Raw genomic sequence first — 23,194 nt, 5'->3', positions numbered from 1 at the left:
AAGCGGGAGAGGCTACAGCGAGCGAGCGGATACACCGCGAGCCTCAAGCCGCCTGCCGCAACGGGGTCCAGGCGAACTCCGGATAATACGTGTCCATCATGCGGTCGACATAGGCGGTGAGGTTCGGAAATCCCTCGGCGCGCTGGCGCAAGGCCGATTCGAAGAACGGCGTCAGGATTCCCGCGAGTGCGCCGAAAGCGGTGGCATCGACGCCGCAGGGCTTGTTGCCCATGAGATACGACTGGTCGCCGAGCTGCACCGAGAGCGCGAACAGCGAGCGCACGGCGAGATCGACATCGTCGTCGGGCGCGTGGCGGCCGAGACCGGAGAGGAGATAATTCTCGGCGACGCGGAATTGCGCGTCCTCACGCAGCTTCTCGCGGTTGTGCTCGGGTGCGCCGTCGAAGAAATGCGACGGCCCCTTGGCGAAATTGACCGGATCGACCCAGCGCGCCCCGACCAGCGCCCAATAGACGTGATGCTCGATCATGCGCTCGAACGCCCACGCCTGCGCACGTTCCTGCAACGAGAGTCCGGCGTCGAAATCGAAGCCGTAGCGCCGCTCGATATGGGCGCGGATGAAGGTGGAATCGGCCACCGCCTCACCGCCGTCGTCGATGAAGGGCAGCTGCCCCTTTGGCGAAGCTGGCGGCATCGCGCGCTCCTTACGATAGGGCAGCCCCGCCATCTTGAGCTGCACCTCCGTCTTGGTGACGAAGGGGCTGATTTCCGGCAGGCCGAAGCCGGTGCCAAAGCCGTAAAGCGTGATCATGAAACCTCTCCTAACCTACCGAACGTGAACGGAACCTACCTGCCGGCTGCTGCCACCATGGTGGCAGCAGCCGTGATATCTTCTGCGAAACGGGCCCCCTGCCAGGCGCGGCTCATCATGTGGCGGACGAGCGCGTCCGCAGCCCGGACCAGCGAGCGGGCCACCACGCTTGCGAACGCAAATCGGAGATCGACGGCCATGAGATCGAGCGAAACGAGGCGGCTAAACGCCCGGGCTTGCCACATCTGGGCGCGCCACAGCGGGCCGGCGGGGCCGAAATGGGTTGGAACGATCATGGACAAATCCTCTTCAGTCGACGTGTTGTCCCGGTATAGAACTCCCCTGCTGCCAACATCCTGTCAGCAGCCGCGCGCCGCCTTTTGAAAAGACCACGAACAAGAGACCCGCCATGAGACGCGCCGACAGACTGTTTCAGATCATCCAGGTGCTGAGGCGCACGCGTAAACCGCTGACGGCGGACGCGATCGCGGCTGAGCTTGAGACATCGAAGCGCACCATCTATCGCGACATCGCAACGCTGATCGGCCAGCGCGTGCCGATCCGCGGCGAAGCCGGCATGGGCTACATCCTGGAGAAGGGTTTCGACCTGCCGCCGCTGATGCTGACGCCCGACGAGATCGAGGCGGCGGTGCTGGGCGCGCAATGGGTCGCGGGCCACGCCGACTCCGCGCTGGCGCGCGCCGCCGAGGATTTGATGGCCAAGATCGCCGACACCGTCCCCGAGCGCCTGCGTCCCTTCGTGCTGGAGCCGGCGAGCCGCGCGCGGCCAAGCTGGAACAGGGAGCCGGACCGCCTGGACATGGCGCGCACGCGCACCCAGATTCACGAAGGCAAGAAGATCATGCTCCGCTATCGCGATGAGCAGGGCCGGGCCAGCGAGCGCATGATCTGGCCGATTTCGGTCGGCTATCTCGAAGCCGTGCGCCTGCTCGCGGCCTGGTGCGAGCTGCGCAGCGACTTCCGCAGCTTCCGCACCGACCGCGTGGTTGAGGCAACCTATCTCGACGAGAAATACCCGGAGCGGCGCGACGTGCTGCGCGCAAGATGGCGGCAGAGCCTGGTCTGGGGTCCGCCAAAGGACACGTGACGCGATGGAACAGACCTCGCCCCTTGATCTGTCGAGCTGTTGCCAGAGCTGCGGTGCCTGCTGCGGCTATTCGGCGAACTGGCCGCGCTTCTCGATCGAGAGCGACGAAGAGCTTGCAGCGATCCCGGAGGCGCTGGTCAACGCGCGTCAATCCGGCATGCGCTGCGAGGGCGATCGCTGCTCGGCGTTAAAGGGAGAGATCGGGAGGGCGACGGCGTGCGGCGTCTATGCCGTGCGGCCCGAGGTGTGCCGCACCTGCATGCCGGGCGACGCCGAATGCGCGATGGCGCGGCGGAAGTTCGGGCTCCCGGTGATAGAGGGCGCTTAAGCCGGAACGGCTTCGCTGATCTCGTCGTCGAGCTCGTCCTCGAGCGGTGCCAGCACCGACAGCGGCTTGGTCGACAGCGTGATCGGCTTTCGCCCGCCCGACAGCGACGGTGAGGATTTCGCCGCGCTTTCGCGCGACAGCGCGTAGAGCGTCGAACCGACGCGGCCGCCGTTCTCGATCAGGTCGCGCTCGCTGCAGCTTGCGGCGATCGCGACCGCCAGCGAGTGCAGATGGCTGCGACGATAGCAGAACAGCGCCAGCCTGGCGCGTACGTCAGGGGAAACACTCTCAACCAGCCTCGGCAGGCCACTCGCGCTGGCGCGATACATCTCGCCAAGGAGCTCGTCGCGAACCGGGCAGAAATCGCTTTCAAAGGAATCGCGGCTTGAAAACATTGCAGTTCTCCCTCGTGTGGGGAAGATGCAGTGCAATTCTCTAACGAAAGGTTAACCACGCTGCCCGGTAGTGACCCGGGGTGCTTGCGCCCTGGCCGCGAATCGGAGGGCAGAGGAAAGAAGGTTTCCCGATGGCCCTCCTTCGAGACGCCCGCCTTTGGCGCGCCCCCAGGATGAGGTCTTGGTCCGCGGCGAGATCCCAGACATGGTGAGGCGCGCCGCCGCACGGCGCGTCTCGAACCATGCAAGGCAGAGCGGCCGGCCAAACGTGGCTAGCCTCAGTTCGCCGCCATGAAGATGGAGAGGCCGAAGCCGGTAAGGTGATGCAGCGCCTGATCGACGCCGATCAGGGTCCAGAACCAGGGATGCGCCAGGTCGACACCGAAATTGGCCGAGACAAACCCCTTGGCGCGGTCGATCGTGATGTGGATCGCGAAGTCGATGAACGCCACGAACCAGAATTTCGGCGCCACGATCAGGATCAGCGGCAGCGCAACCGCAAGGTGAACGAGGCAGTGCACCAGAAGCGGCAGGGCCCAGCCGTGCTTCTGATCCTTGCCATGCGCCATCCAGGCGGTTTGGAGGACGAAATCGGCGATGATGTGCTTGAAGGTGAGCAGCAGCATCCAGCCAATGAGCGCTTCAACCGGAACCGCCGATGACATGGGTGGAAACGACAAGCCGACGCCCTCATTGAGGTGACAAGAAAAATTGGAGCGTTCAGCGCAACTTCTTCTTGGACCGGTCAAATCGCCGGGACCTCTGATTTATGACATTTCCCGCGGCGGAATGCAGCCGGGGGAACCGGAAAATCGCCAACTGTGGCTAACTGGTGATAGGATGACCAACCGCCGCGGCGGGCGTCGAGTAAGGTTACCTTCGGCTCGAAATTTGCATTCCGGGACCTTCGCGCTATCATTGGTCGTAGAGAATATCGTTCTTTTTTCAGGCGTTTACGAATTACAGGGCGACCGCTGCGCTTCCCATGCCACGCGCCGCCGCCAGCCAAAGAATAAGGCCAGAGTGCTGCCATGAGTACTGTAGGCCCCACCGCATCACTGACCGAGCCGCCGCCGCGGCGCCCCAAGGTGATCAAGACCAACCAGCAGCAGGTCTTTCTCTACGTCGTGCTGACGCTTCTGCTGTCGCTCGCCACCGTCTGGGCCGGGCGCACGCTGGTGCACAATTCGGAAACGCTGACCTTTGCCGTCGGCGGCCCCAACAGCGACGAGGCGCTGTTCGCGGCCAAGCTCGCCGCTCTCCTGAAGAACAACGCCTCGCGCTTCCGGATCAAGATCGTCAACAACGCGGACAACGCCAAGGCGATCGCACAGTTCGATCGCAGGCAGGCCGACCTCGCCGTGCTGCGCACGGATGCCAAAGTGCCGCTGCGGGCGCGCACGCTTGCGATCCTCGAGCACGATCTCGTGCTCCTGCTCGGTCCCGGCAACAAGAAGATCAAGTCGCTCGCCGAGCTGAAGAAGAAGAAGGTCGCGGTCGTCGCCGTGAACGAATCCTCGCTCGCCTTCGTCCGCAGTATTCTCGACGTCCCCGACGGTCCCGATGCCGCGAAGATCCAGATGGCACCGCAGGGCGCAACACTCGACAAGCTGTTTGCGCCGGCGAGCGGCTTCAGCGCGGTGATCGCCATCGTCCACGCCTCCAGGGCAGTGCGGGACAAATCCTATGAACAGATCGCCAAGCGCGGCGGCTTCACGCTCAACGCGATCGACGACGCCAAGACGCTGGCGCGCAAACTCCCGGGCATTTCCGACGAGACGCTGACAGCTGGCACGTTATCGACGTACCCGCAAATTCCCGACGACGATCTCGACACGATCGGGCTCGAATGGCTCCTGGTCGCACAATCCAGGATGTCCCCGACCACCGCAGGCGAGCTCGCGCGTATCGTCTACGAGAACAAATCCGCGCTCGGGCTCGACAACGGCTTTGCCACCAGGATAGAGCCGGCCTCGGTCGAGAAAGACGCCTTCGTGATGGCGCATCGGGGTGCCGCCGATTACATCAACGACGACACCAAGTCGTTCATGGATAAGTACAGCGACGTGATGTATCTGGGCGCCGCCGCGCTCAGCGTCATCGGCTCGATCTTCGCTGCGATCTACGCCAAGATCACGAGGATCGCGCCGGAGAAGGCCAGCGAGCTCTCCACCGCCATCCTCGACATCGGCGAGCGGATCGAGCATGCCCACTCGCTGGATCAGCTCGAATGTCTCCAGGACGAGCTGGAAGGTATCTTGCGCGGGGCCGTCATTGGACTCAGAGACGGTACGATCAGTACCGACGGGCTCGATACCTTCAAGCTCGGCTACGAGTTCGTCCGCGACGAGATCAGCATGCGCCGCGACTACCTGAAACGTCATGCCAGCGAGGGTGAAAAAACCGCCCGCGATGCCGGCCCGGCCCAGCAGGACGACAGCAACGTCGTGGTGGTCAAGACCGCCCAGAGCGCCTGATCCGACGGTTTGATGCCCTCAGGTCAGGCTTGGCGGACGTCTTGGCGGTGGATCGATGGTCGGAACCCAGGAACCGTCCCCATCCACAATCGTTGGCTCCCGGATTGCAACCGGAGAACGCGCCATGCGTACACTCCTCGTCATCTTCCTGCTGGGAATGCTGGCGGCAGTTGGCTATTTCGTCTATTCCGCCATGGCGGTCGAAGGCGATCCGATCCCGACGGAAGGCTATTGGGCCCTCGCGCTGGGGGCTGGATTTTCCCTCGTCGTCGGCATTGGCCTGATGGTGCTGCTGTTTTTCAGCAGCCGCCGCGGCTACGACGAGCCACCGCATTTCAGGTAGCCTCAGCCGGGCGCTCCGCCGGCCACCTCACCCGCCCTCCCCTGTTCGACGGCGCTGCGGCCCGCGCCCGTCGTTGACGGCTTCGGCCCGGGCGGGCACTTTGGCCCTGAAGTCCCAACCGGGACCACACGAGCCAGAACCGAGCCGCCTTCCCGCATGTCCAAGCCGCTGATTTCCGCTCTGGCCCAGTTCGCGGCCGCCACGGCCGGCCGCAACATGACCAAGACGGCCTATGTGGCCGTCGGCGTCGGCGTGCTCAGCATGGTGCTGCTGACAGACAACCGGGCCAATGAGGCGCGCGGCTGGGTTAATGGCCTGCTATGGGTCTGCCTCGTCTATTTCGTGTTCGAATGGCTGATCCGGCTGCGCCACATGGCGCGCCAAGGGCGGCTTTCGCTCTATATGTCCTCCTCTGCCGGCATCGTTGACGCGATCGGGGCATTGGCCGTGCCGTTCGCGCTGGTCCTCGGCGTCGAGCCGAAGACGGCATGGCTGCTCAGCGTGCTCTGGGTACTGAAGGTGGTGCCGGGCATTCCGGGCTTGCGGCAGCTGCGGCGGGTGCTGGTGCTGGAATCGGGACCGCTGGTGAGCGTGCTCGTGATCTTCCTGATGGTGGTCTTCCTCGCTTCCGTCGCCGAATATTTCCTGGAGCGAGACGTCCAGCCGCAGACGTTTGGCAGCGTCCCTGCCGCGCTGTGGTGGGCGGTGGTGACCTTGACGACGACGGGCTACGGCGACGTCGTGCCGGTCACGCCGCTCGGACGCATGGTGGCGGCGCTGGTGATGATCTCCGGCCTCGGCGTGTTCGGGCTATGGACCGGTATTCTGGCGACCGGCTTTGCCGCGGAGACCCGTCGCGACAATTTCCTCAAGACCTGGGAATCCGTCAGCAAGGTGCCGTTCTTCGCGGCGCTGGGGCCTGCGGCCATCGCCGACGTCACCCATATGCTGCGGACAATGGAGCTGCCGGCGCGCACCTTGGTCATCCGCAAGGGGACGCAGGGCGACTGCATGTATTTCATCGCCGCCGGCGAGGTCGAGGTCGACCTGCCCGGCAAGAAGGTGCAGCTCGGTGAAGGCGCCTTTTTCGGCGAGATGGCGCTGCTCGGCAACAACAAGCGCGGTGCCAACGTCTCGACCACGAAAGTATCGCGGCTTCTGGTGCTCGACCTCGTCGATTTCCGCGTGCTGATGGCGCGGCATCCAGATCTTGCCGAGACCATCGACGCCGAAGCAAAACGGCGCGCGCTCGAGAACAAGTAAATGGAGACAAGAATGTCGGACACAGCCGACGCGACCAGCCCCGTGCTCGAAATCACCGACGCACGCGCCACCATCCGCCTCAACAGGCCAAAACATCTCAACCGGCTCCAGGCGGAGGATCTCAGCGACCTGGTCAAGTTGTTCGACCGGGTCGAGAGCGATCCGGCCATTCGCGTGCTGGTGCTGACTGGCACCGGGCGTGCCTTCTCCGCGGGCTACGATCTCAATTCGGTGGCGGAGCGCGCGGTGAGCGCGAGCGAGCAGCAGAGCGCGGGCTCAGCGTTCGAGGTGGTCGTCAACCGTCTCGAGGATTTGGGCGTGCCGACGATCTGCCGGCTCAATGGCGGCGTCTTTGGCGGCTCGACCGATCTCGCGCTGGCCTGCGATTTCCGCATCGGTGTCGATACCGCCGAGATGTTCATGCCGGCGGCACGGCTCGGGCTGCACTATTACCCGAGCGGCATCAAACGCTACGTGACCCGGCTCGGCCTCGACAATGCGAAAAAACTGTTCCTCACCGCCTCAAGGATCAGCGCGCCGGAGATGCTGCGCATCGGCTATCTCACGGCCATGGTACCGGTAGAATTCCTGGACGAGGAAGTCGACAAGCTCGCTGGCGTCCTCGCCGGCAACGCGCCGCAGGCGATGCGCGGCATGAAGCGCGCCATCAACGAGTTCGCCCGCGGCGAACTCGACGAAGCCGCCGCCGACCAGCGCCACCGCGACAGCATGCGCGGCGACGAGATCAAGGAAGGCATCAATGCGTTCGCGGAGAAGCGGGCACCAAGGTTTTGAGCTGGAGAGCGAGTGCAACACCCTCGGTGTCGTCCCGGCGAAGGCCGGGACCCATAACCCCAGGGAGTAGTTTTAGGGTGGACTGGTAACCCCGAGTCGTCGCAAAACTCAATTCGGTGGGTATGGGTCCCGGCCTTCGCCGGGACGACACCGTATATGACGCGCCCACTTTACCCGCCCGCAGCCTTGGCATGCTGCGCCGCCATCTCGGCGTCCGCTGCAGTGATGCGCTCGTACGCAGGCCGTGAGGTCATGCGCTCGGCATAACGGACGAACACGTCCTTCTTCGGCACGATGCCGAACATCATGGTCCAGCTGAACGCGACGCCCCACAACACATCCGCCGCCGTCATGCGCTCGCCGAGCAGATACGGCCCCTTCGACAGCTGCGCCTCGAGCGTGCCCAGCATGGTGTCGTAATCGGCGTAGGGCGATTGCGTGATCGGCGCCGGCTCGCGCTGCATGAACTTGTCGATCATGGCCGGCTCGAACGAGGCACCATAATAGGCGATCCAGCGCAGATAAGGACCGCGCAAGGAATCGTTCAGCGCGGGCGTCAGCCCCGCCTGTGGAAACAGGTCGGCGAGATAGATGGTGATCGCGACCTGCTCGGTCACCAGCGCCCCGCCGTGGCGGACCGCCGGCACCTTGCCGAGCGGGTTGATGGCGAGATAGGCGTCCTTGCGCTGCTCGCCCGCCTTCATGTTGAGGACATGGAGATCGTAGGGCGCGCCCAACTCCTCCAGCAGCACCCGCGTGCCGGTGGCGCGGCTCTGCGGCGAATAATACAGCGTGATGCGGTTCGGATCGGTCATGGCGGGTCTCCCATCTGCCCAGTTGGCGATGGCGCAGCTTGTAACGAACCATACCTGACATCTTGTGTCAGGTATGGTTTAAGGGATCATGCGCGCGAGCCGGATGCTGTCGATCCTCACCACCCTCCAGGCCAGAGGGCAGGTCACCGCGCCCGAGCTCGCCGAAGCCTCCGAGGTGTCGGTGCGCACGATCTATCGCGACATCGATGCGCTCGCCGCTTCCGGCGTGCCTGTCTACGCCGACCGCGGCGCCGAGGGCGGCTACCGCCTGCTCGACGGCTATCGCGTGCGGCTGAACGGACTGTCGCAGAGCGAGGCGGGCGCGCTGTTCCTGGCGGGATTGCCGGGCCCGGCCGCGGCGCTGGGGCTGGACGCCGCGATGATCGCCGCGCAGAACAAGCTGATGGCGGCGCTGCCCGCGAATCTGCGCGAGGACGCCGGGCGGATGCAGGAGCGTTTTCACCTGGACGCGCCCGCCTGGTTCGGCGAGGCCGAAGACCCAAAGCATCTGCGCACCATCGCCGGCGCGGCTTTGCGCGGGACGCTGATCAAGATCCGCTACCAGAGCTGGCGCGCGGAGAAACAGCGCCGCGTCGCCCCGCTCGGCCTCGTGCTGAAGGGCGGTAGCTGGTATCTCGCAGGGCAAGTCGACGGCAACGTGCGCACCTATCGCGTTGCGCGGGTGCTCGACTGCACGGCGCTCGACGATCGCTTCGATCGTCCCGCCGATTTCGATCTCGCCGCTTATTGGCAGGCCGCGACACTTCGTCTCGAGGCCGAGATGCATCCCAACGTCGCGGTCGTCCGGCTGTCGCCATTCGGCGTCAAGTTGCTCGACGCGTTGAGCCAGCCTTACGTCAAGGCACGCACGCAACTTGAGCAGACCGTCGACGCAGATGGCTGGCGTATCGCCAGGGTCCCGGTCGGCAGGACGTCATGGCATGCCGCGGCCGAACTGTTGCGGCTGGGCCCCGAGGCCGAAGTGCTGGAGCCCGCCGATCTCCGCGACAAGATGATCGAGCTGACGCAGGCGATGGCCGCGCGCTATCGCGTGGCGCGAAAAGCCTGAAGGCGGCACATTTTGTCGCGGCCCACGAAACAATCCTGAAACACGATTCTCAGCCAACGCGGTGAACGCATTCGCGTCTCGGTCCGACCGAGATGCAGGGACACAACAATGGCCCTGCGCCACATGGAGAATGAAGATGTTTCGTAAGCTTGCACTTGGTCTGATCGCTGCCGGCTCGCTCGGCATTGCCGCGCTCGCCCCCACCGCCGCCTCGGCCGGCGGCTTCCATCATCACCACTGGGGTCATGGCTGGGGCCCGGGTTGGGGCTTTGGCGGCGTCTATGTCAACACCGGCGTCAGCAACTGCTACCAGGAGCGCCTCGTCCAGACCCGTCACGGCCTGCGCGTCCGCGTCGTGAATGTCTGCGCCTACGGGATCTACTGATACCTTGCCTTCACGACAAAGCTCCGGTCGCAGCGCGACCGGAGCTTTGCGTTGAGTTAGCCCTCTTGCCGCTGCCGGCGAAACCAGGCCCAGGTCTCGCGCGCCGTTCTGATGTAGCCGCGGCCGCGATGGACGATCTCGCCATCGACGAGCTCGTTCAGCTTCGGCAGCGCGTAAAAGGGGATCGAGGGATAGGCGTGATGCTCGACATGATAGGGCATGTTCCACGCAAACCATTTGACGATCGCGCCGGTATAGGTCGTGCGGGTATTCTGGAAGGCGCTGCGGGTGCGGTCGCAGCCGGTATGCTCGGCGTAGAGATAGGGCCGCAGAAAGAACTGCCCGATAACGAGCGGGACGATCCAGACCCAGAGCAGCAGCGCTGAGGAGAGCCACAGCGACAGCGCAAGCAACAGCGCGTAGAGCGCAATATAGGCGCGCGCCTCGGTCACGATGATGGCGCGCTTGCTCTCGGGGATCCAGGGCACGGTGACCTTGCCGCTGACGGCGTGGCCGAGCATCAGCCGCAGACGCCCGGCGACCTGGAGCAGGCCGCTATAGGCGATCGCGAGCTGCGTGTCGGATGTCGGCTTCACGCCGACGATGAGCTCCGGGTCCTTGTCCGGATCCTGAGTGTAGCGGTGATGATCCCAGTGAAACAGGCAGTAATATTCGTAAGGCAATCCGATGATGAAGGCCGAGAGATAGCCCACAGTGAGATTGAGGCCGCGGCTTTTGAACGCGGTCTTGTGCGCGGTCTCGTGCACGGCCATGAACAGGAAGGCGACGAAATAGCCCTGCACCGCCATCAACGGCAGCGCCCAGAGCACACCATGGCGCGAGATGGTCATCCAGATCAGCGTGCCCATCAGCACGATCGCGCCATAATGGCCGAGGCTCTGCGCCGCGCCCCTGAGGTCGGAGCGGACCGACAATTGGCGCAGCATCGCCGGTGTCAGCGGTTTCAGGCGATGGCCTGGCTCTGAAACGGTTGTGTCAGTCATGACCGGGTGCCTGCCTATCTGCCGAGAAGCGCTGCGATCTCGGCCTTGATGAAAGCCTGATCGCGCGGATTGTTCACGGGGTTGCCGGCGCGATGGCCGTGCAGCGACGGGATTGGATGCAACACCGCGGATTTTGCGCGGGTCAACCGGCCGAGCTCGTCCTCGTTGTCGCGGACGTCGAAATAGCGATCGGTCGCGCCCGGCATCAGCAGCATGTGGGCCTTGATCGCGGCGAGCGCGCGGTCGAAATCGCCACCGAATGCGGCGCAGCGGCTGACGTCACCATTCTGCCAGATCTCGATTTGCGCCAGGAGATCGTTGGCGTCGCGCCGCGCAAAGGCCGCATCCCAACCACGGACGAGATAATCCTCCAGCGAGGTGAAGCCGACTTCGCGCCAAATCTCGTCGCGATAAAAGCCGTGCGACATCGCCCAGCCGGCATAGACGCGTCCCATCGCCCGGTAGCCGGCAGCGGGCTTTTCGACGAAGCGGCCGTCGCGGAAGGCGGGATCGGCGGTCAGGGCGGCCTTCACGCTTTCGAGAAAGACATGATTGTAAGGCGCGCAGCGCGCGCTGCCGCAGACGATCGCTGCGCGCTCGACCATATCAGGATGCAGCGCCGCCCAATGATAGGCCTGCATGCCGCCCATCGACCAGCCATAGACCAGCGCGAGCTTGGAGATGCCGAAACGTTCGGTAAGCAGCCGGTGCTGGACCGCGATCGCGTCGTGATAGGTCACCTTCGGGAACGGCGCGGCGGTATTTGACGGCGATGACGACAGGCCGTTGCCGAACAGGTTCGGGATGATGATGAAGTAGCGGGTGGGATCGAGCACGCCGTCGGGCCCGATCAGCCATTCCGTGTCGACGTGCTGCGCGCTGAACGAGGTCGGATAGAGGATGACGTTGTCCCTGGCCGGGCTCAGCGTTCCATAGGTCTTGTAGGCGAGCTTCAGCGCGGGAAAGACGGTGCCGGACTGGAGCGTGACGTCGCCGGCCTCGAATATCTCGTAGTCGCGTTGCGCCGTCATGGATCCCGCTCCCGCTTACTGACCGCAATGCGCGCGGCGTTTGGCCATCGATCATGCCGAAACCGCCAGCGCACCGTCACGCCCCGCACTCAATAATTGTACTTATAGTACAGTTATTCGAGTGCGGCAAGCGCGCTCAAACCGGCATGTGACTCAGGCGATGGCCGCCAGATAACGCGCGACCGACGCCTCAAACGCGGCCTTGGCACCTGCGGCAATGTTGCGGCCCCACCAGGCCCCATAGATGCGATCGAAGGCAAGCGGCTCGACCGCCGCCGCGATCCGCCGCACCGCCGCGGCGTTGAGCGGCATGTAGTTGGGGTAGGAATACATGAAGCTGACGAAGCGGCGATCCATCGTCACCTGCGCGATATCGCCGGTGAGCAGCGCGCCCCTGCCGTCCGCACCGTGCCGCCAGTGCAACACGGTGGCGCCGGCGAAATGACCGCCAGTACGCAGCAACAGCGCGTCGTCAGAGATGCGATGGTGATCGCCAGCCCAGTGCACGATCGATGCATGTGGCCGCGTCACCCATTGGCGATCATCTGCGTGCAGATAGACCGGCACGCCGCCGAACGCCTCGCTCCAGTCGGCGAGCGCACCATAATAATGCGGATGCGAGATCGCGATCGCCTTCAGTCCGCCGAGCGAACGCACATGCGCAATCGCCTCTGGTGTTGCCATCGGTACGCAGTCAAACATCAGGCAGCCCTCGCTGAGCGGCACCAGCAGCGCGCGCTGGCCGATGGCGAAGCTCGGCTCGAGCGAGAGCCCGGTCAGGCCGAGATCGTCGCGCCAGACGACGCGGTGGCGCTCTGCCAGCGTCTCGCGCGTCAGGAAAATTTGCCCTTCCCAGCCCACATACTGCCGTTCGTCCTCGCAGATCGGACAGGATGCGGGCGGATGTCCGCTGTTCGGAAATTGCGCGCCGCAGGTTTCGCAGGTCCAGAGTGCCATGGCCGTTATCCTGATTGAGACCGTCGCAAGTATGACATGACGTCGCGGGCCCTGCGATCACAAGGGCGATCGGAACCAACGCGATGCGTGCAGGTTGGGTTCTGGTCCGCCCCGGGCACCTATGGGCCCGCAGTCTCCGCCTCATGCGAGATCTCAGTCGATCGGCAGCATTGCGTTCAGCGTCTCGATGACATCGCGCCCTTCACCGTCTCGTATCTGGCCCCTGTTCGCGCTCAACTTCTTCATGGCCGACATGCAGTCGGGCATCGGGCCGTTCGTCGGCGTCTTCCTGCAGGAGCGCGGCTGGGCGAGCGGATTGATCGGCACCGCGATGACGGTCGGCAATGTCGCGGGCATGCTGGTCACGACGCCGATCGGCGGCTTCATCGATTCCAGCCGCAACAAGCGCATGTGGGTCGTCATCCCCGGCATCTGCGTGGTACTGGCATCCGCAATCATCCTGATCTCGCAAAATTTCTGGGCCGTCACCTTTTCCCAGGTCGCGCAATCGCTGGCGAGTGCCGCGATCGTGCCGGCGGTGACCGGCATCACGCTCGGCATCGCCAAGCAGAAGGGCTTCAACGCACTCAATGGCCGCAACCAGGCGTACAATCACGCCGGCAACATGGTCGGCGCCGCGCTGTCGGGCTATCTCGGCTACAGGTTCGGCTATGTCGCCGTGTTCGTGCTGGCGGCCATATTCGGCGCCATCGCGATCGCCTGCGTGCTGATGATCCCCGCCAAGGCAATCGACGATCGCGCCGCGCGCGGCAGCAAGGAGGATGACTCCAAAGCTCCGCCGGATGCGATGACGATGTTGCTTAAGCACAAGCCGCTGCTCGTGCTGGCACTCGCGCTCGCCCTTTTCCATCTCGGCAATGCCGCGATCGTGCCGCTCTATGGACTTGCGGCGGTGGCCGACGGCCAGGCCAATGGCCCGAGCTTCGTCGCGACCACCGTCGTGATAGCGCAGGGCGTGATGATCGTGACCTCGCTGATCGCGATGAAGGCCGCGAGCAAGCGCAATTACTGGCCAGTGATCCTGATCTCCTTCATGTTCCTGCCCATCCGCGGCGTGCTCGCCTTCTTCGTCACGGGATGGTGGGGCGTCGTACCGATGCAGGTGCTCGACGGCATCGGCACCGGGCTCCAGACGGTTGCCGTCCCCGGCATGGTCGCGCGCTCGCTCAACGGCACCGGCCGCATCAATCTCGGCCAGGGCGCGGTGATCACGGTGCAGGGCGTCGGCGCGAGCCTCAGTCCCGCGCTCGGCGGCTGGATCGCGCAATGGATCGGCTACGGCCCGACCTTCCTGCTGCTCGGCGGCTTCGGGCTGGTCTCGATGGCGCTGTGGCTGGCCTTCGGGGCGGCGGTGAAGAAGTATTGAGTTCTTCCCCCTCTCCCCGCCCTTCGCGGGGAGAGGGCCGGGGTGAGGGGCTGCGTCCGCGGAAATGGTGCTAGAGGGACTCGCGCAGTTTCCTCCTCCGGTCATTGCGAGCGCAGCGAAGCAATCCAGACTGCCACCGCGGGAAGACTCTGGATTGCTTCGCTGCGCTCGCAATGACGATGTGGATGCCGACTTATTTCAAACCTACGGGAGGGACTCGCGGAGACCTCGCCCGCATCCGCCTTCGCTAAAGCTTCGGCGGGACAGGCGCGGGGAGAGGCGAAAAGCACCGTTACCGCAGAACAAATGCCTCACGTCCCAAAATTCTTCTGGATCGCCTTGTCGAGCGTCTCGCCGCCGACGAAGCGCTGACGCAATTCGCGCTTGAGCAGCTTGCCGCTCGGATTCTTCGGCAGGCTATCAACAAAGATGACGCGTTTGGGCACCTTGAAATGCGCCATCTGGCCGGCGCAATGCTCGATGACGGTCTCTTCGTCCAGCGTCTCGCCGCTCTTGACCACGATGATCGCGGTCACCGCCTCGATCCAGCGCGGATCTGGCAGGCCGACGACGGCGACCTCGGAGACAGCGGGGATGCGGTAGACCATCTCCTCGACCTCGCGGCTTGCGACGTTCTCGCCGCCGGTCTTGATCATGTCCTTGACGCGATCGACCACGGTGATGTGGCCCTCGTCGTCGACGGTGGCGAGGTCGCCCGAGTGAAACCAGCCGCCCGAAAACGCCGCCGCGGTCTTCACGGGATCGTTGTAATAGCCGGACAACAGATGCGGCGAGCGGTGCACGATCTCGCCGACCTCACCAACCTTGACGTCCTCCATCGCGGTGTTGACCACGCGCGTCTCGACGTTGAGCACCGGCTTGCCGGCCGAGCCGGCCTTGCGCAGCTGGTCCTCGGGGCGCAGCACGGTCGCAAGCGGAGCGATCTCGGTCTGGCCGTAGAAATTCCAGAATTTGACGTTGGGCAGACGGCGTTGCAGCTCGAGCAGCACCTCTACAGGCATGATCGAAGCGCCATAATAGCCTTTCTGCAAGGTCGACAGATCGGTCTTGTCAAAATTCGGCGAGCGCAGCATCGCGATCCAGATCGTCGGCGGTGCGAAGAACGAGGTGATCCTGTGCGCCTGGATCAGCGCCAGGATGTTGTCGGCGGTCGGCTTGCCCGTGATCACGCCGGAAGCGCCGAGATAGATTTGCGGCCCGAGAAAGACGTCGAGCTGGGCGCAGTGATACAGCGGCAATGCGTGCAGGAACTTGTCGTCCACGCTCATGCCGCCGTCGATGATGCAGCTGACATACTGCCACATCACCGCTTCATGGGTCAGCATCGCGCCCTTGGGCAGCGATTCAGTGCCGCTGGTGTAGACGATCTGTGCGAGATCGCGGCTGTCGACGGACGCCTCCAGGAACGAGCCGTCGGCATGCAAGAGATCATCGAAAGTGGTGAGGCCCGAAGATGCGGTGGCGGGATCCTCGCCCGGCAACCAGATCAGCTTCTCGACGGCGCTGTCCTTGGCGCTGGCCGCGCGCGCCGGCTCGACGAAATCAGGACCGGTCGCAAGCAGCTTTGCCCCAGAGCTCTTCAGGATGAAATTGATCTCATCCGGATTGAGCATGAAGTTGATCGGCACCAGCACGGCGCCGATCCGTGCCGCTGCAAAGCGCAGCGCCGCGAAGGCGTGCGAGTTGCGCGAGAGCACCGCAAGACGGTCGCCTTTCTTGACACCGAGGCCGAGCAGGCCGCGGCCGAGCCGGTTGCAGATCGTGTCCATCTCCGCGAATGTCCAGCTCACATCGCCGCAGCTTATCGCGAGCTTGTTCGGCTCGCGGCTGCCTGCGCGGCGCAGGAGATCGCCGATGGAATGCTCGCGTGCCTTCGTGATGGTAGCTGCGGTATCGCCGGTCATTTCCGTCCCCTGATTTGCGAACTGCGCGGATGCCGGCCGGAGCACTCGTCAGGCCGTTGCATGCGCACGCTTCCCATGTTTGCGCAAACCGTAGTCGTCGCAATCGGCCGCGTCAATTCAGCCGGTCAGCGCGGCGCCGTTACGCAAGAATTGACACTTCAGAGAGGCAATCTGGGCTGGTGCACCAACTATAGAATATTAGAGGAAATGCCATGTGCCGGATAATGCGTGCCGCTTTCGCGGCCGGACTCGCCGTGCTTGCGACCAGCCCGTCTTCTGCCCAGCAGGCACCGCTCAAGATCGGCGTGCTCTCCGACTTCTCCTCCGTCTATTCCGACATCGGCGGCATGGGGAATGTCGAGGCGACCAAGATGGCGATCGAGGATTTTGGCGGCCAGATGTTCGGCAAGCCGATCGACATGGTCTCGGCGGACGTGCTCAACAAGCCCGACGTTGCCTCCACCATCGCCCGCAAATGGTGGGAGACCGAGGGCGTCGACATGATCATCGACCTGCCGACCTCGGCCACCGCGCTCGCGGTGATGGAGCTGTCGAAGCAGTACGAGAAGATCATGATCGTGACGGACGCTGCCAGCTCCGACATCACCGGAAAATCCTGCTCGCCCTACACCGCGCACTGGACCTACGACACCTACGCCAACGCGCACACCGTCGGCAGCGCCATCGTCAAGAACGGCGGCGATACCTGGTTCTTCCTCACCGCCGACTACCTGTTCGGCCATTCGGTCGAGCGCGACACCGGCGACGTCGTCAAGTCGGCGGGCGGCAAGGTGCTCGGCAGCGTCAAGCACCCGCTCAACACGGCGGACTTCTCGTCATTCCTGCTCCAGGCCCAGGCCTCCAAGGCCAAGATCATCGGACTCGCCAATGGCGGCGGCGACACCATCAACGCGATCAAGCAGGCGGGCGAGTTCGGCATCGTCGCCGGCGGCCAGAACCTCGCTGCGATCGTGATGTTCATCTCCGACGTGCACAGCCTTGGCCTCAAGCTCGCGCAGGGCTTGATCGTCACCGAGGCCTATTACTGGGACCTCAACGACAAGACCCGCGCCTTCGGCAAGCGCTTCCTGGAGCGCGTCAAGCGCATGCCGACGATGAACCAGGCCGCGACCTACAGTGCCACGCTGCATTACCTCAAGGCCGTGCAGGCCGCGGGCACGAAGGACACCAAGACGGTGATGGCCAAGATGCGCGAGCTGCCGGTGCGCGACGCCTTCACCGACAACGGCGTGCTGCGTGAGGACGGCCGCATGGTGCACAGCATGTACCTCTTCCAGGTGAAGAAGCCCGAGGAATCGAAGGGGCCGTGGGACTACTACAAGCTGCTCGCCGAGGTATCCGCCGACCAGGCGTTCCGGCCGTTGAAGGATGGTGGCTGTCCGCTGGTGAAGTGAGGCGGCACGGCTCACTTGTGGGCCGACGACATCTGTTCAGCTAGTCCTGCCTGTCCGCCTGATCAGCCAAGGCGGGCGGGCCGCGGCGACGAGTTGCCCAAAATAGCGACAGGCACACCTCGTTGCCGTCTGATCTGCATCAAGCTGCGATGCAAAAATCGCTGCATATTGAGCCGGCCCTTCTGCGTGATCAGCGGTGGGGCGTTCGTGTCTCAACATGTGGGCGCCGCTGCGCGGCGTGGTGGACTGATGAACTTCACTTCCGGTCGCGTCATTGCCGCGATCACCATCATCCTTGCGGGCGGCGGCTATTTCTACTGGCAGCACCGCGATACCAATGCACTTCCCGCGGGTTTCGCCCGAGGCAACGGCCGTATCGAGGCGGTGGAGATCGACATCGCCACCAAGACGCCGGGACGGATCCGCGAGATCCTGGTCAACGAAGGCGACTTCGTGACTGCGGGCCAAGTTCTGGCGCGCATGGACACCGAGCAATTGCAGGCCCAGCGCCGCCAGGCCGAAGCGCAGCTCCAGCGCGCGTCAATCAATGTCGAGACCGCGAAGAGCCTCGTCAACCAGCGCGAGGCCGAACGCAGGGCTGCGGAGGCCGTTGTCGACCAGCGCGTCGCGCAGCTCGACACCACGAGCCGCAAGCTCGATCGCTCCGAGCAGCTGATCAGGACAAGTGCAGTGTCGCAGCAGGTGCTGGACGACGACCGCTCTGCCAACGCCACGGCGAAGGCGGCGCTTGCCGCTTCAAAGGCCCAGGTCGCAGCATCCGAGGCCGCGATCAGCTCCGCCCGCGCCATGGTGATCGATGCGGGAGCCGCGGTCGACGCGGCAAAGGCCGCGATCGAGAGCATCAACGCCGATATCAATGATAGCGTGCTGAAGGCACCGCGCGACGGCCGCGTGCAGTATCGCGTGTCGCAGCCCGGCGAGGTGCTCGCTGCCGGCGGCCGCGTCCTCAACATGGTCGATCTCGGCGACATCTACATGACATTCTTCCTGCCTACGGCGCAGGCCGGCCGCGTCGCGATCGGCGCCGACGTTCGTCTCGTGCTCGATGCCATCCCGCAATATGTGATCCCCGCAAGAGCCAGCTTCGTCGCTGACGTCGCGCAATTCACGCCCAAGACGGTCGAGACCGAAGAGGAGCGGCAGAAGCTGATGTTCCGGATCAAGGCGCATATCGCGCCCGAGCTGCTGCGCCAGCACATCGAGCATGTGAAGACCGGCCTGCCTGGGATGGCCTATGTGCAGTTCGATCCGGCCGCGCAATGGCCCGACAATCTCAAGATCAAGCTGACCCGATGAGCGCGACTGCCACAGCCGATGCATTGGCTGCCGTCGGCAGCGTGGTGCATCTGGACGGCGTGGGCCTGAACTACGGCAAGACCCGGGCGCTCGATGCCATTACGCTCGACCTGCCGTCCGGCTGCATGGTCGGACTGATCGGTCCCGACGGCGTCGGCAAATCGAGCCTGCTCGCCCTGATCGCGGGCGCGCGTGCGATCCAGGAAGGGCGCATCCATGTGCTCGGCGGCGACATGGCAAGCTCACGGCATCGCCGCACCGTCTGCCCCGATATCGCTTATATGCCGCAGGGCCTCGGCAAGAATCTTTATTCGACGCTGTCGGTGTTCGAGAACATCGACTTCTTCGGCCGCCTGTTCGGACACGACAAGGCAGAACGAAGCAGACGGATCGCGGACCTGCTGCGCGATACCGGGCTCACCGCCTTCGCCGACCGCCCCGCCGCAAAACTCTCCGGCGGCATGAAGCAGAAGGTGGGGCTGTGCTGCGCTCTGATTCACGATCCCGAGCTTCTGATCCTGGACGAGCCGACCACGGGCGTCGATCCCTTGTCTCGACGTCAATTCTGGGAACTGATCGCCTCGATCCGCGACAGCCGGCCTGGCATGAGCGTGATCGTCTCGACCGCCTATATGGAAGAAGCGGCGCAATTCGACGTCCTGGTCGCGATGAACGCCGGCCGCGTGCTGGCGACGGGAACCCCGGTCGCGCTGAAGCGGCGGACCGGCGCCGACACGCTCGACGACGCGTTCATCCGTCTGTTGCCGGAGGCAGATCGCGACCATCACACCAGTGTCGTCATCCCTCCACGCAACGAGGGCCATGACGAGATCGCGATCGAGGCCGATCACCTGACCCAGCGGTTTAACGACTTCGTCGCCGTGGACGACGTCAGCTTCCGCATCAGGAAGGGCGAGATCTTCGGCTTTCTCGGCTCGAACGGGTGCGGCAAGACCACGACCATGAAGATGCTCACCGGCCTCTTGCCCGTCAGCGAAGGCACCGCGCGGCTGTTCGGCAAGGCGATCGATGCCCGCGACATGTCGGTGCGACGGCGCATCGGCTACATGTCGCAGGGCTTTTCGCTTTATTCGGAGCTGACGGTCACGCAAAACCTCGACCTGCATGCGCGGCTGTTCGAACTACCGGCGGACACTATTGCCGCGCGCATCGACGAGATGATCGTCCGGTTCGATCTCGCCGACGTCGCCGATACTCTGCCCGATGCGCTGCCGCTCGGCTTGCGGCAGCGGCTGTCGCTGGCGGTCGCCATGATCCATGCGCCCGACATCCTCATCCTCGACGAGCCGACCTCCGGCGTCGATCCGGTTGCCCGCGACCGCTTCTGGAAGATCCTCGCCGAGCTCTCCCGCGAAGATAACGTCACGATTTTCGTCTCGACCCACTTCATGAACGAGGCCGAGCGCTGCGATCGAATCTCGCTGATGCATGCGGGCAAGGTGCTGACGTCGGACACGCCCGCTGCCATCATGGCCGCGCGCGGCACCGACACGCTGGAGCAGGCTTTCATCGCCTGTCTGGAGGACGCGATCGCCGAATCCCGGGACTCGGTCGGCCAGCCGGCAGTCACGTCGCCCGTGCCGACGACGACGACCACGGCGCTCCCGCGCCAGCGCAGTGCGATATTCAATCCGACCCGCATGCTCGCCTATTCCCGGCGCGAATCGCTCGAGCTGCGGCGCGATCCGATCCGCGCCACGCTCGCGATCCTCGGCAGCGTGCTCTTGCTGTTCGTGCTCGGCTACGGCATCAGCTTGGACGTCGAGAACCTGGCCTTCGCCGTGCTCGACCGCGACGACAGCGCCATCAGCCGCGACTACAGCCTTCAGATCGCGGGGTCGCGCTACTTCACCGAAAAGCCACCGATCAGCGACTATACCGACCTCGACCGCCGCATGCGCGCCGGCGAGATTGGCCTCGCCATCGAATTGCCGCCCGGCTTCGGCCGCGACGTCAGCCGCGGCTACCGTGTCGAGATCGGCGCCTGGGTCGACGGCGCCAATCCGACACGCGCCGAGACGCTGCGCTCCTACGCCCAAGCGATTCACGCCACCTGGCTGGCGCAGAAGGGCCGCGAACTCTATGGCGAGGCGGCGATCGCCGGCTCCTACCAGCTCCAGCTGCGCTATCGCTACAATCCAGACGTCAGAAGCGTCGTCGCCATGGCACCCGGGATCATCCCGCTGCTGCTGGTCATGATCCCGGCGGTGCTGGCGGCGCTCGCGGTCGTGCGCGAGAAGGAGCTCGGCTCGATCGTCAATTTCTATGTGACGCCGGTGACGCGGCTGGAATTCCTGCTCGGCACGCAGCTGCCTTACGTGCTGCTGGCATTCGGCAACTTCCTCCTGCTCGTCGGCTTTGCGCTCGCCGTTTTCGGCGTGCCCTTCACCGGCAGCTTTGCGACCTATGCGCTCGCCGCCCTGCTCTACGTCACGGCCACAACAGGCCTGGGGCTCGTGATCTCGGCCTTCATGAAAAGCCAGATCGCGGCCCTGTTCGGCACGGTCCTGATCACGCTGATCCCGGCCATCCAATATTCCGGGCTGATCGATCCCGTTTCATCGCTCCAGGGCTTGGGCGCTCTGGTCGGGCGACTCTATCCTACCGCTTATTTCGTCACGATCTCGCGGGGCACCTTCTCCAAGGGCCTGGGGTTCGACACCCTTCACAACGATCTCCTGGCGCTCGCCGTCACGGTTCCGGTGCTGGTGGCGGCCGGGGCTATGCTGCTGAAGAAACAGGCCCGCTGACCATGCGCTTTGGCAACGTGCTCCAGCTCGGCATCAAGGAATTGCGCGGCCTGGTGCGTGACCCCATGCTGCTGGTACTCATCGTCTATTCCTTCACGCTGGCGGTCTATGCCGGAGCAAGAGCGCTGCCGGAGACCCTGAACTGCGCCGCGATCGCCATCGTCGACGAGGATCATTCGCCAGTCTCGACGCGCATCGAGATGGCGTTCACCGCGCCCTATTTCTCCAAGCCGCGCCTGATCTCGCAATACGAGATGGACCGGAGGATGGATGCCGGCCTCGACACCTTCGCGCTGGACATCCCGCCGGACTTCCAGCGCGATCTGCTGGCGCGCAAGTCGCCAGCCATCCAGCTCAACGTCGACGCCACGCGAATCTCGCAAGCGTTCAACGGCGGCGGCTATGTCGAGCAGATCGTCAGCGCGGAGGTCGCGGAGTTTCTGGCACACACCCGCGATGCGCAGACGCCGCCGATCGAGCTGGCGCTGCGGGCGCGCTTCAACCCCGAGCTGAAGAAGTCATGGTTCGGCGCCATCGACCAGGTGATCACCTCGATCACCATGCTCTCGATCATCCTGACCGGCGCAGCGCTGATCCGCGAGCGCGAGCACGGCACGATCGAGCACCTCCTGGTGATGCCGGTTGCCCCCTTGGAGATCATGGTGAGCAAGGTCTGGTCGATGGGAGCGGTGGTGCTGGTTGCCTCCGCCCTGTCGATCGGCTTCGTGGTGAAGGGATGGCTGGCGGTCACGATCGACGGCTCGCTGGCGCTGTTCCTACTCGGCGCGGCGCTGCAGCTGTTCGCCACCACCAGCATGGGCATCTTCCTGGCCACGGTCGCCGGATCGATGCCGCAGTTCGGGCTGCTGCTGATCATGATCCTGCTGCCGCTACAGACGCTTTCAGGCAGCATGACGCCACGGGAAAGCATGCCCCAATTCGTCCAGGACATCATGCTGGCGGCGCCCAACACGCATTTCGTGATGCTCGCGCAGGCGATCCTGTTCCGCGGCGCTGGCCTCGAGGCGGTGTGGCCGCAGCTCGTCGCGCTCACGCTGATCGGCGGCATCTTCTTCGTGATCGCGCTGCGGCGCTTCCGCGCGTTTCTGGCCTAGCCCGCAGTCGCGCGGTTCAGAGCTTGTGTCCCTTCTGGCGCAGCGCCTCGATCAGGCGCTGCTTCAATTCGTCGGCGGCCTTCAGGCTGACGTCCTGGCCGATCTGGGCGCCCGCCTGCGCCAGCGCGTCCGACTTCGCCAGGAATTTCTGCCCTGCCGGCTGGGCATAGAACGCCTCGATCTGGCGCAGCTCATCCACCGTGAAGCTCGCAGCATAGAGCGCGGCGACCTGGTCGATGATCGATGCCAGGAACGGGGCGTAGATCTCGGAGCCAGGGGCCGTCATCGCGTCATAGTCGCGCTCGATCTCCGGCCTGTCCTGGGCGACCACGGGCCTCAGCTTGAGCAGGAGCTGCGGCAGCAGCGTGCGATACTGATCCGCGATCTTCAAGGTGACCACGAGCTTGCGCGCTGCGGTCATCGCCTCGGGTGACGGCGCCTGGGCCGACGCCCCGCAGACGAGGAGCAGGAAGATGCCGGCGATTGTCGACAAACGTCTGGACATGGACCCTCCGTGAGAAT

The 23,194-nt window shown here is 64.5% G+C and carries 23 protein-coding genes; 13 read left to right on the top strand and 10 right to left on the bottom strand.

What is annotated here, in order from left to right; translation table 11 throughout:
- Positions 1-43: 43 nt before the first annotated feature.
- Together CWO91_RS23770 and CWO91_RS23765 are read right to left on the bottom strand one after the other, a co-directional pair.
- On the bottom strand, positions 44-772 hold the full coding sequence (locus CWO91_RS23770) for a glutathione S-transferase family protein (RefSeq protein ID WP_130216780.1): 729 nt from the start codon (positions 770-772) through the stop codon (positions 44-46).
- 35 nt (positions 773-807) lie between these two features.
- The gene (locus CWO91_RS23765) at positions 808-1,068 is read right to left on the bottom strand and encodes a hypothetical protein (RefSeq protein ID WP_130216778.1); all 261 of its coding nucleotides are present in this window, start codon (positions 1,066-1,068) and stop codon (positions 808-810) included.
- A gap of 113 nt (positions 1,069-1,181) precedes the next feature.
- On the opposite strand from CWO91_RS23765, the gene CWO91_RS23760 reads away from it, so the two are divergent.
- Positions 1,182-1,880 carry a helix-turn-helix transcriptional regulator gene (locus CWO91_RS23760; RefSeq protein WP_091890491.1) on the top strand — a complete coding sequence of 233 codons (699 nt, stop codon included), beginning with the start codon at positions 1,182-1,184 and terminating at the stop codon, positions 1,878-1,880.
- Positions 1,881-1,884: 4 nt separating this feature from the next.
- Positions 1,885-2,208 (top strand): YkgJ family cysteine cluster protein, encoded by a 324-nt coding sequence (locus CWO91_RS23755; protein ID WP_130216776.1) that lies wholly within the window; start codon positions 1,885-1,887, stop codon positions 2,206-2,208.
- On the opposite strand, the gene CWO91_RS43175 is transcribed toward CWO91_RS23755, so the two are convergent.
- Together CWO91_RS43175 and CWO91_RS23745 are read right to left on the bottom strand one after the other, a co-directional pair.
- On the bottom strand, positions 2,205-2,603 hold the full coding sequence (locus tag CWO91_RS43175) for a hypothetical protein (protein ID WP_165405659.1): 399 nt from the start codon (positions 2,601-2,603) through the stop codon (positions 2,205-2,207). The two genes, CWO91_RS23755 and CWO91_RS43175, sit on opposite strands and share 4 nt — an antisense overlap.
- A 278-nt stretch (positions 2,604-2,881) precedes the next feature.
- A complete protein-coding gene (locus tag CWO91_RS23745) occupies positions 2,882-3,229 on the bottom strand; it encodes a DUF3307 domain-containing protein (protein ID WP_208753065.1) in 348 nt (115 codons plus the stop codon).
- A gap of 405 nt (positions 3,230-3,634) precedes the next feature.
- Between CWO91_RS23745 and CWO91_RS23740 the strand changes: the two genes are divergently transcribed.
- From CWO91_RS23740 to CWO91_RS23725, 4 genes are all read left to right on the top strand, one after another.
- Positions 3,635-5,080, top strand: a complete 1,446-nt coding sequence (locus CWO91_RS23740) for a TAXI family TRAP transporter solute-binding subunit (protein WP_130216774.1) — start codon at positions 3,635-3,637, stop codon at positions 5,078-5,080.
- A gap of 124 nt (positions 5,081-5,204) precedes the next feature.
- Entirely contained in the window at positions 5,205-5,423 is a 219-nt protein-coding gene (locus tag CWO91_RS23735) for a hypothetical protein (RefSeq protein WP_130216772.1), read from the top strand.
- 156 nt (positions 5,424-5,579) lie between these two features.
- Positions 5,580-6,686, top strand: coding sequence for a cyclic nucleotide-gated ion channel (locus tag CWO91_RS23730; RefSeq protein ID WP_130216770.1), 1,107 nt, complete (start codon positions 5,580-5,582; stop codon positions 6,684-6,686).
- A gap of 12 nt (positions 6,687-6,698) precedes the next feature.
- Positions 6,699-7,481: an enoyl-CoA hydratase/isomerase family protein gene (locus CWO91_RS23725; protein ID WP_130216768.1), complete on the top strand. Its 783-nt coding sequence runs from the start codon at positions 6,699-6,701 to the stop codon at positions 7,479-7,481.
- A 170-nt stretch (positions 7,482-7,651) separates the two neighbouring features.
- On the opposite strand, the gene CWO91_RS23720 is transcribed toward CWO91_RS23725, so the two are convergent.
- The gene (locus tag CWO91_RS23720) at positions 7,652-8,296 is read right to left on the bottom strand and encodes a glutathione S-transferase family protein (RefSeq protein WP_130216766.1); all 645 of its coding nucleotides are present in this window, start codon (positions 8,294-8,296) and stop codon (positions 7,652-7,654) included.
- 88 nt (positions 8,297-8,384) lie between these two features.
- On the opposite strand from CWO91_RS23720, the gene CWO91_RS23715 reads away from it, so the two are divergent.
- Positions 8,385-9,365 carry a helix-turn-helix transcriptional regulator gene (locus CWO91_RS23715; RefSeq protein WP_130216764.1) on the top strand — a complete coding sequence of 327 codons (981 nt, stop codon included), beginning with the start codon at positions 8,385-8,387 and terminating at the stop codon, positions 9,363-9,365.
- 136 nt (positions 9,366-9,501) lie between these two features.
- Positions 9,502-9,750, top strand: a complete 249-nt coding sequence (locus tag CWO91_RS23710) for a hypothetical protein (RefSeq protein WP_130216762.1) — start codon at positions 9,502-9,504, stop codon at positions 9,748-9,750.
- Positions 9,751-9,806: 56 nt separating this feature from the next.
- Here CWO91_RS23710 and CWO91_RS23705 read toward each other — a convergent pair whose 3' ends face one another.
- From CWO91_RS23705 to CWO91_RS23695, 3 genes are all read right to left on the bottom strand, one after another.
- Positions 9,807-10,754 (bottom strand): fatty acid desaturase, encoded by a 948-nt coding sequence (locus tag CWO91_RS23705; RefSeq protein ID WP_130216760.1) that lies wholly within the window; start codon positions 10,752-10,754, stop codon positions 9,807-9,809.
- Positions 10,755-10,768: 14 nt separating this feature from the next.
- Positions 10,769-11,785 (bottom strand): alpha/beta fold hydrolase, encoded by a 1,017-nt coding sequence (locus CWO91_RS23700; protein WP_130216758.1) that lies wholly within the window; start codon positions 11,783-11,785, stop codon positions 10,769-10,771.
- A 153-nt stretch (positions 11,786-11,938) separates the two neighbouring features.
- The gene (locus CWO91_RS23695; protein ID WP_130216756.1) at positions 11,939-12,742 is read right to left on the bottom strand and encodes an MBL fold metallo-hydrolase; all 804 of its coding nucleotides are present in this window, start codon (positions 12,740-12,742) and stop codon (positions 11,939-11,941) included.
- A gap of 187 nt (positions 12,743-12,929) precedes the next feature.
- Here CWO91_RS23695 and CWO91_RS23690 point away from each other — a divergent pair, with 187 nt between their 5' ends.
- Positions 12,930-14,129, top strand: a complete 1,200-nt coding sequence (locus CWO91_RS23690) for an MFS transporter (protein WP_130216754.1) — start codon at positions 12,930-12,932, stop codon at positions 14,127-14,129.
- A 311-nt stretch (positions 14,130-14,440) separates the two neighbouring features.
- Here the strand turns inward: CWO91_RS23690 and CWO91_RS23680 are convergent, their stop codons facing one another.
- Positions 14,441-16,054 carry an acyl-CoA synthetase gene (locus CWO91_RS23680; RefSeq protein WP_130216750.1) on the bottom strand — a complete coding sequence of 538 codons (1,614 nt, stop codon included), beginning with the start codon at positions 16,052-16,054 and terminating at the stop codon, positions 14,441-14,443.
- 224 nt (positions 16,055-16,278) lie between these two features.
- Between CWO91_RS23680 and CWO91_RS23675 the strand changes: the two genes are divergently transcribed.
- The 4 genes from CWO91_RS23675 (at position 16,279) to CWO91_RS23660 (ending at position 22,672) form a co-directional block, all read left to right on the top strand.
- Positions 16,279-17,469 (top strand): ABC transporter substrate-binding protein, encoded by a 1,191-nt coding sequence (locus CWO91_RS23675; RefSeq protein WP_245471344.1) that lies wholly within the window; start codon positions 16,279-16,281, stop codon positions 17,467-17,469.
- A 249-nt stretch (positions 17,470-17,718) separates the two neighbouring features.
- Positions 17,719-18,786 (top strand): HlyD family secretion protein, encoded by a 1,068-nt coding sequence (locus CWO91_RS23670; protein WP_165405657.1) that lies wholly within the window; start codon positions 17,719-17,721, stop codon positions 18,784-18,786.
- Positions 18,783-21,557: a ribosome-associated ATPase/putative transporter RbbA gene (gene rbbA / locus CWO91_RS23665; RefSeq protein WP_165405656.1), complete on the top strand. Its 2,775-nt coding sequence runs from the start codon at positions 18,783-18,785 to the stop codon at positions 21,555-21,557. The genes CWO91_RS23670 and rbbA overlap by 4 nt, the downstream gene beginning before the upstream one ends.
- Positions 21,558-21,559: 2 nt before the next feature.
- The gene (locus tag CWO91_RS23660) at positions 21,560-22,672 is read left to right on the top strand and encodes an ABC transporter permease (RefSeq protein WP_130216744.1); all 1,113 of its coding nucleotides are present in this window, start codon (positions 21,560-21,562) and stop codon (positions 22,670-22,672) included.
- 16 nt (positions 22,673-22,688) lie between these two features.
- Here CWO91_RS23660 and CWO91_RS23655 read toward each other — a convergent pair whose 3' ends face one another.
- On the bottom strand, positions 22,689-23,177 hold the full coding sequence (locus CWO91_RS23655; protein ID WP_128942391.1) for a DUF2059 domain-containing protein: 489 nt from the start codon (positions 23,175-23,177) through the stop codon (positions 22,689-22,691).
- Positions 23,178-23,194: the final 17 nt, after the last annotated feature.

The organism is Bradyrhizobium genosp. SA-3 (assembly GCF_004212635.1).
In the GTDB taxonomy this organism is placed as follows: domain Bacteria; phylum Pseudomonadota; class Alphaproteobacteria; order Rhizobiales; family Xanthobacteraceae; genus Bradyrhizobium.
This window is presented reverse-complemented; position numbering and strand designations above follow the sequence as displayed.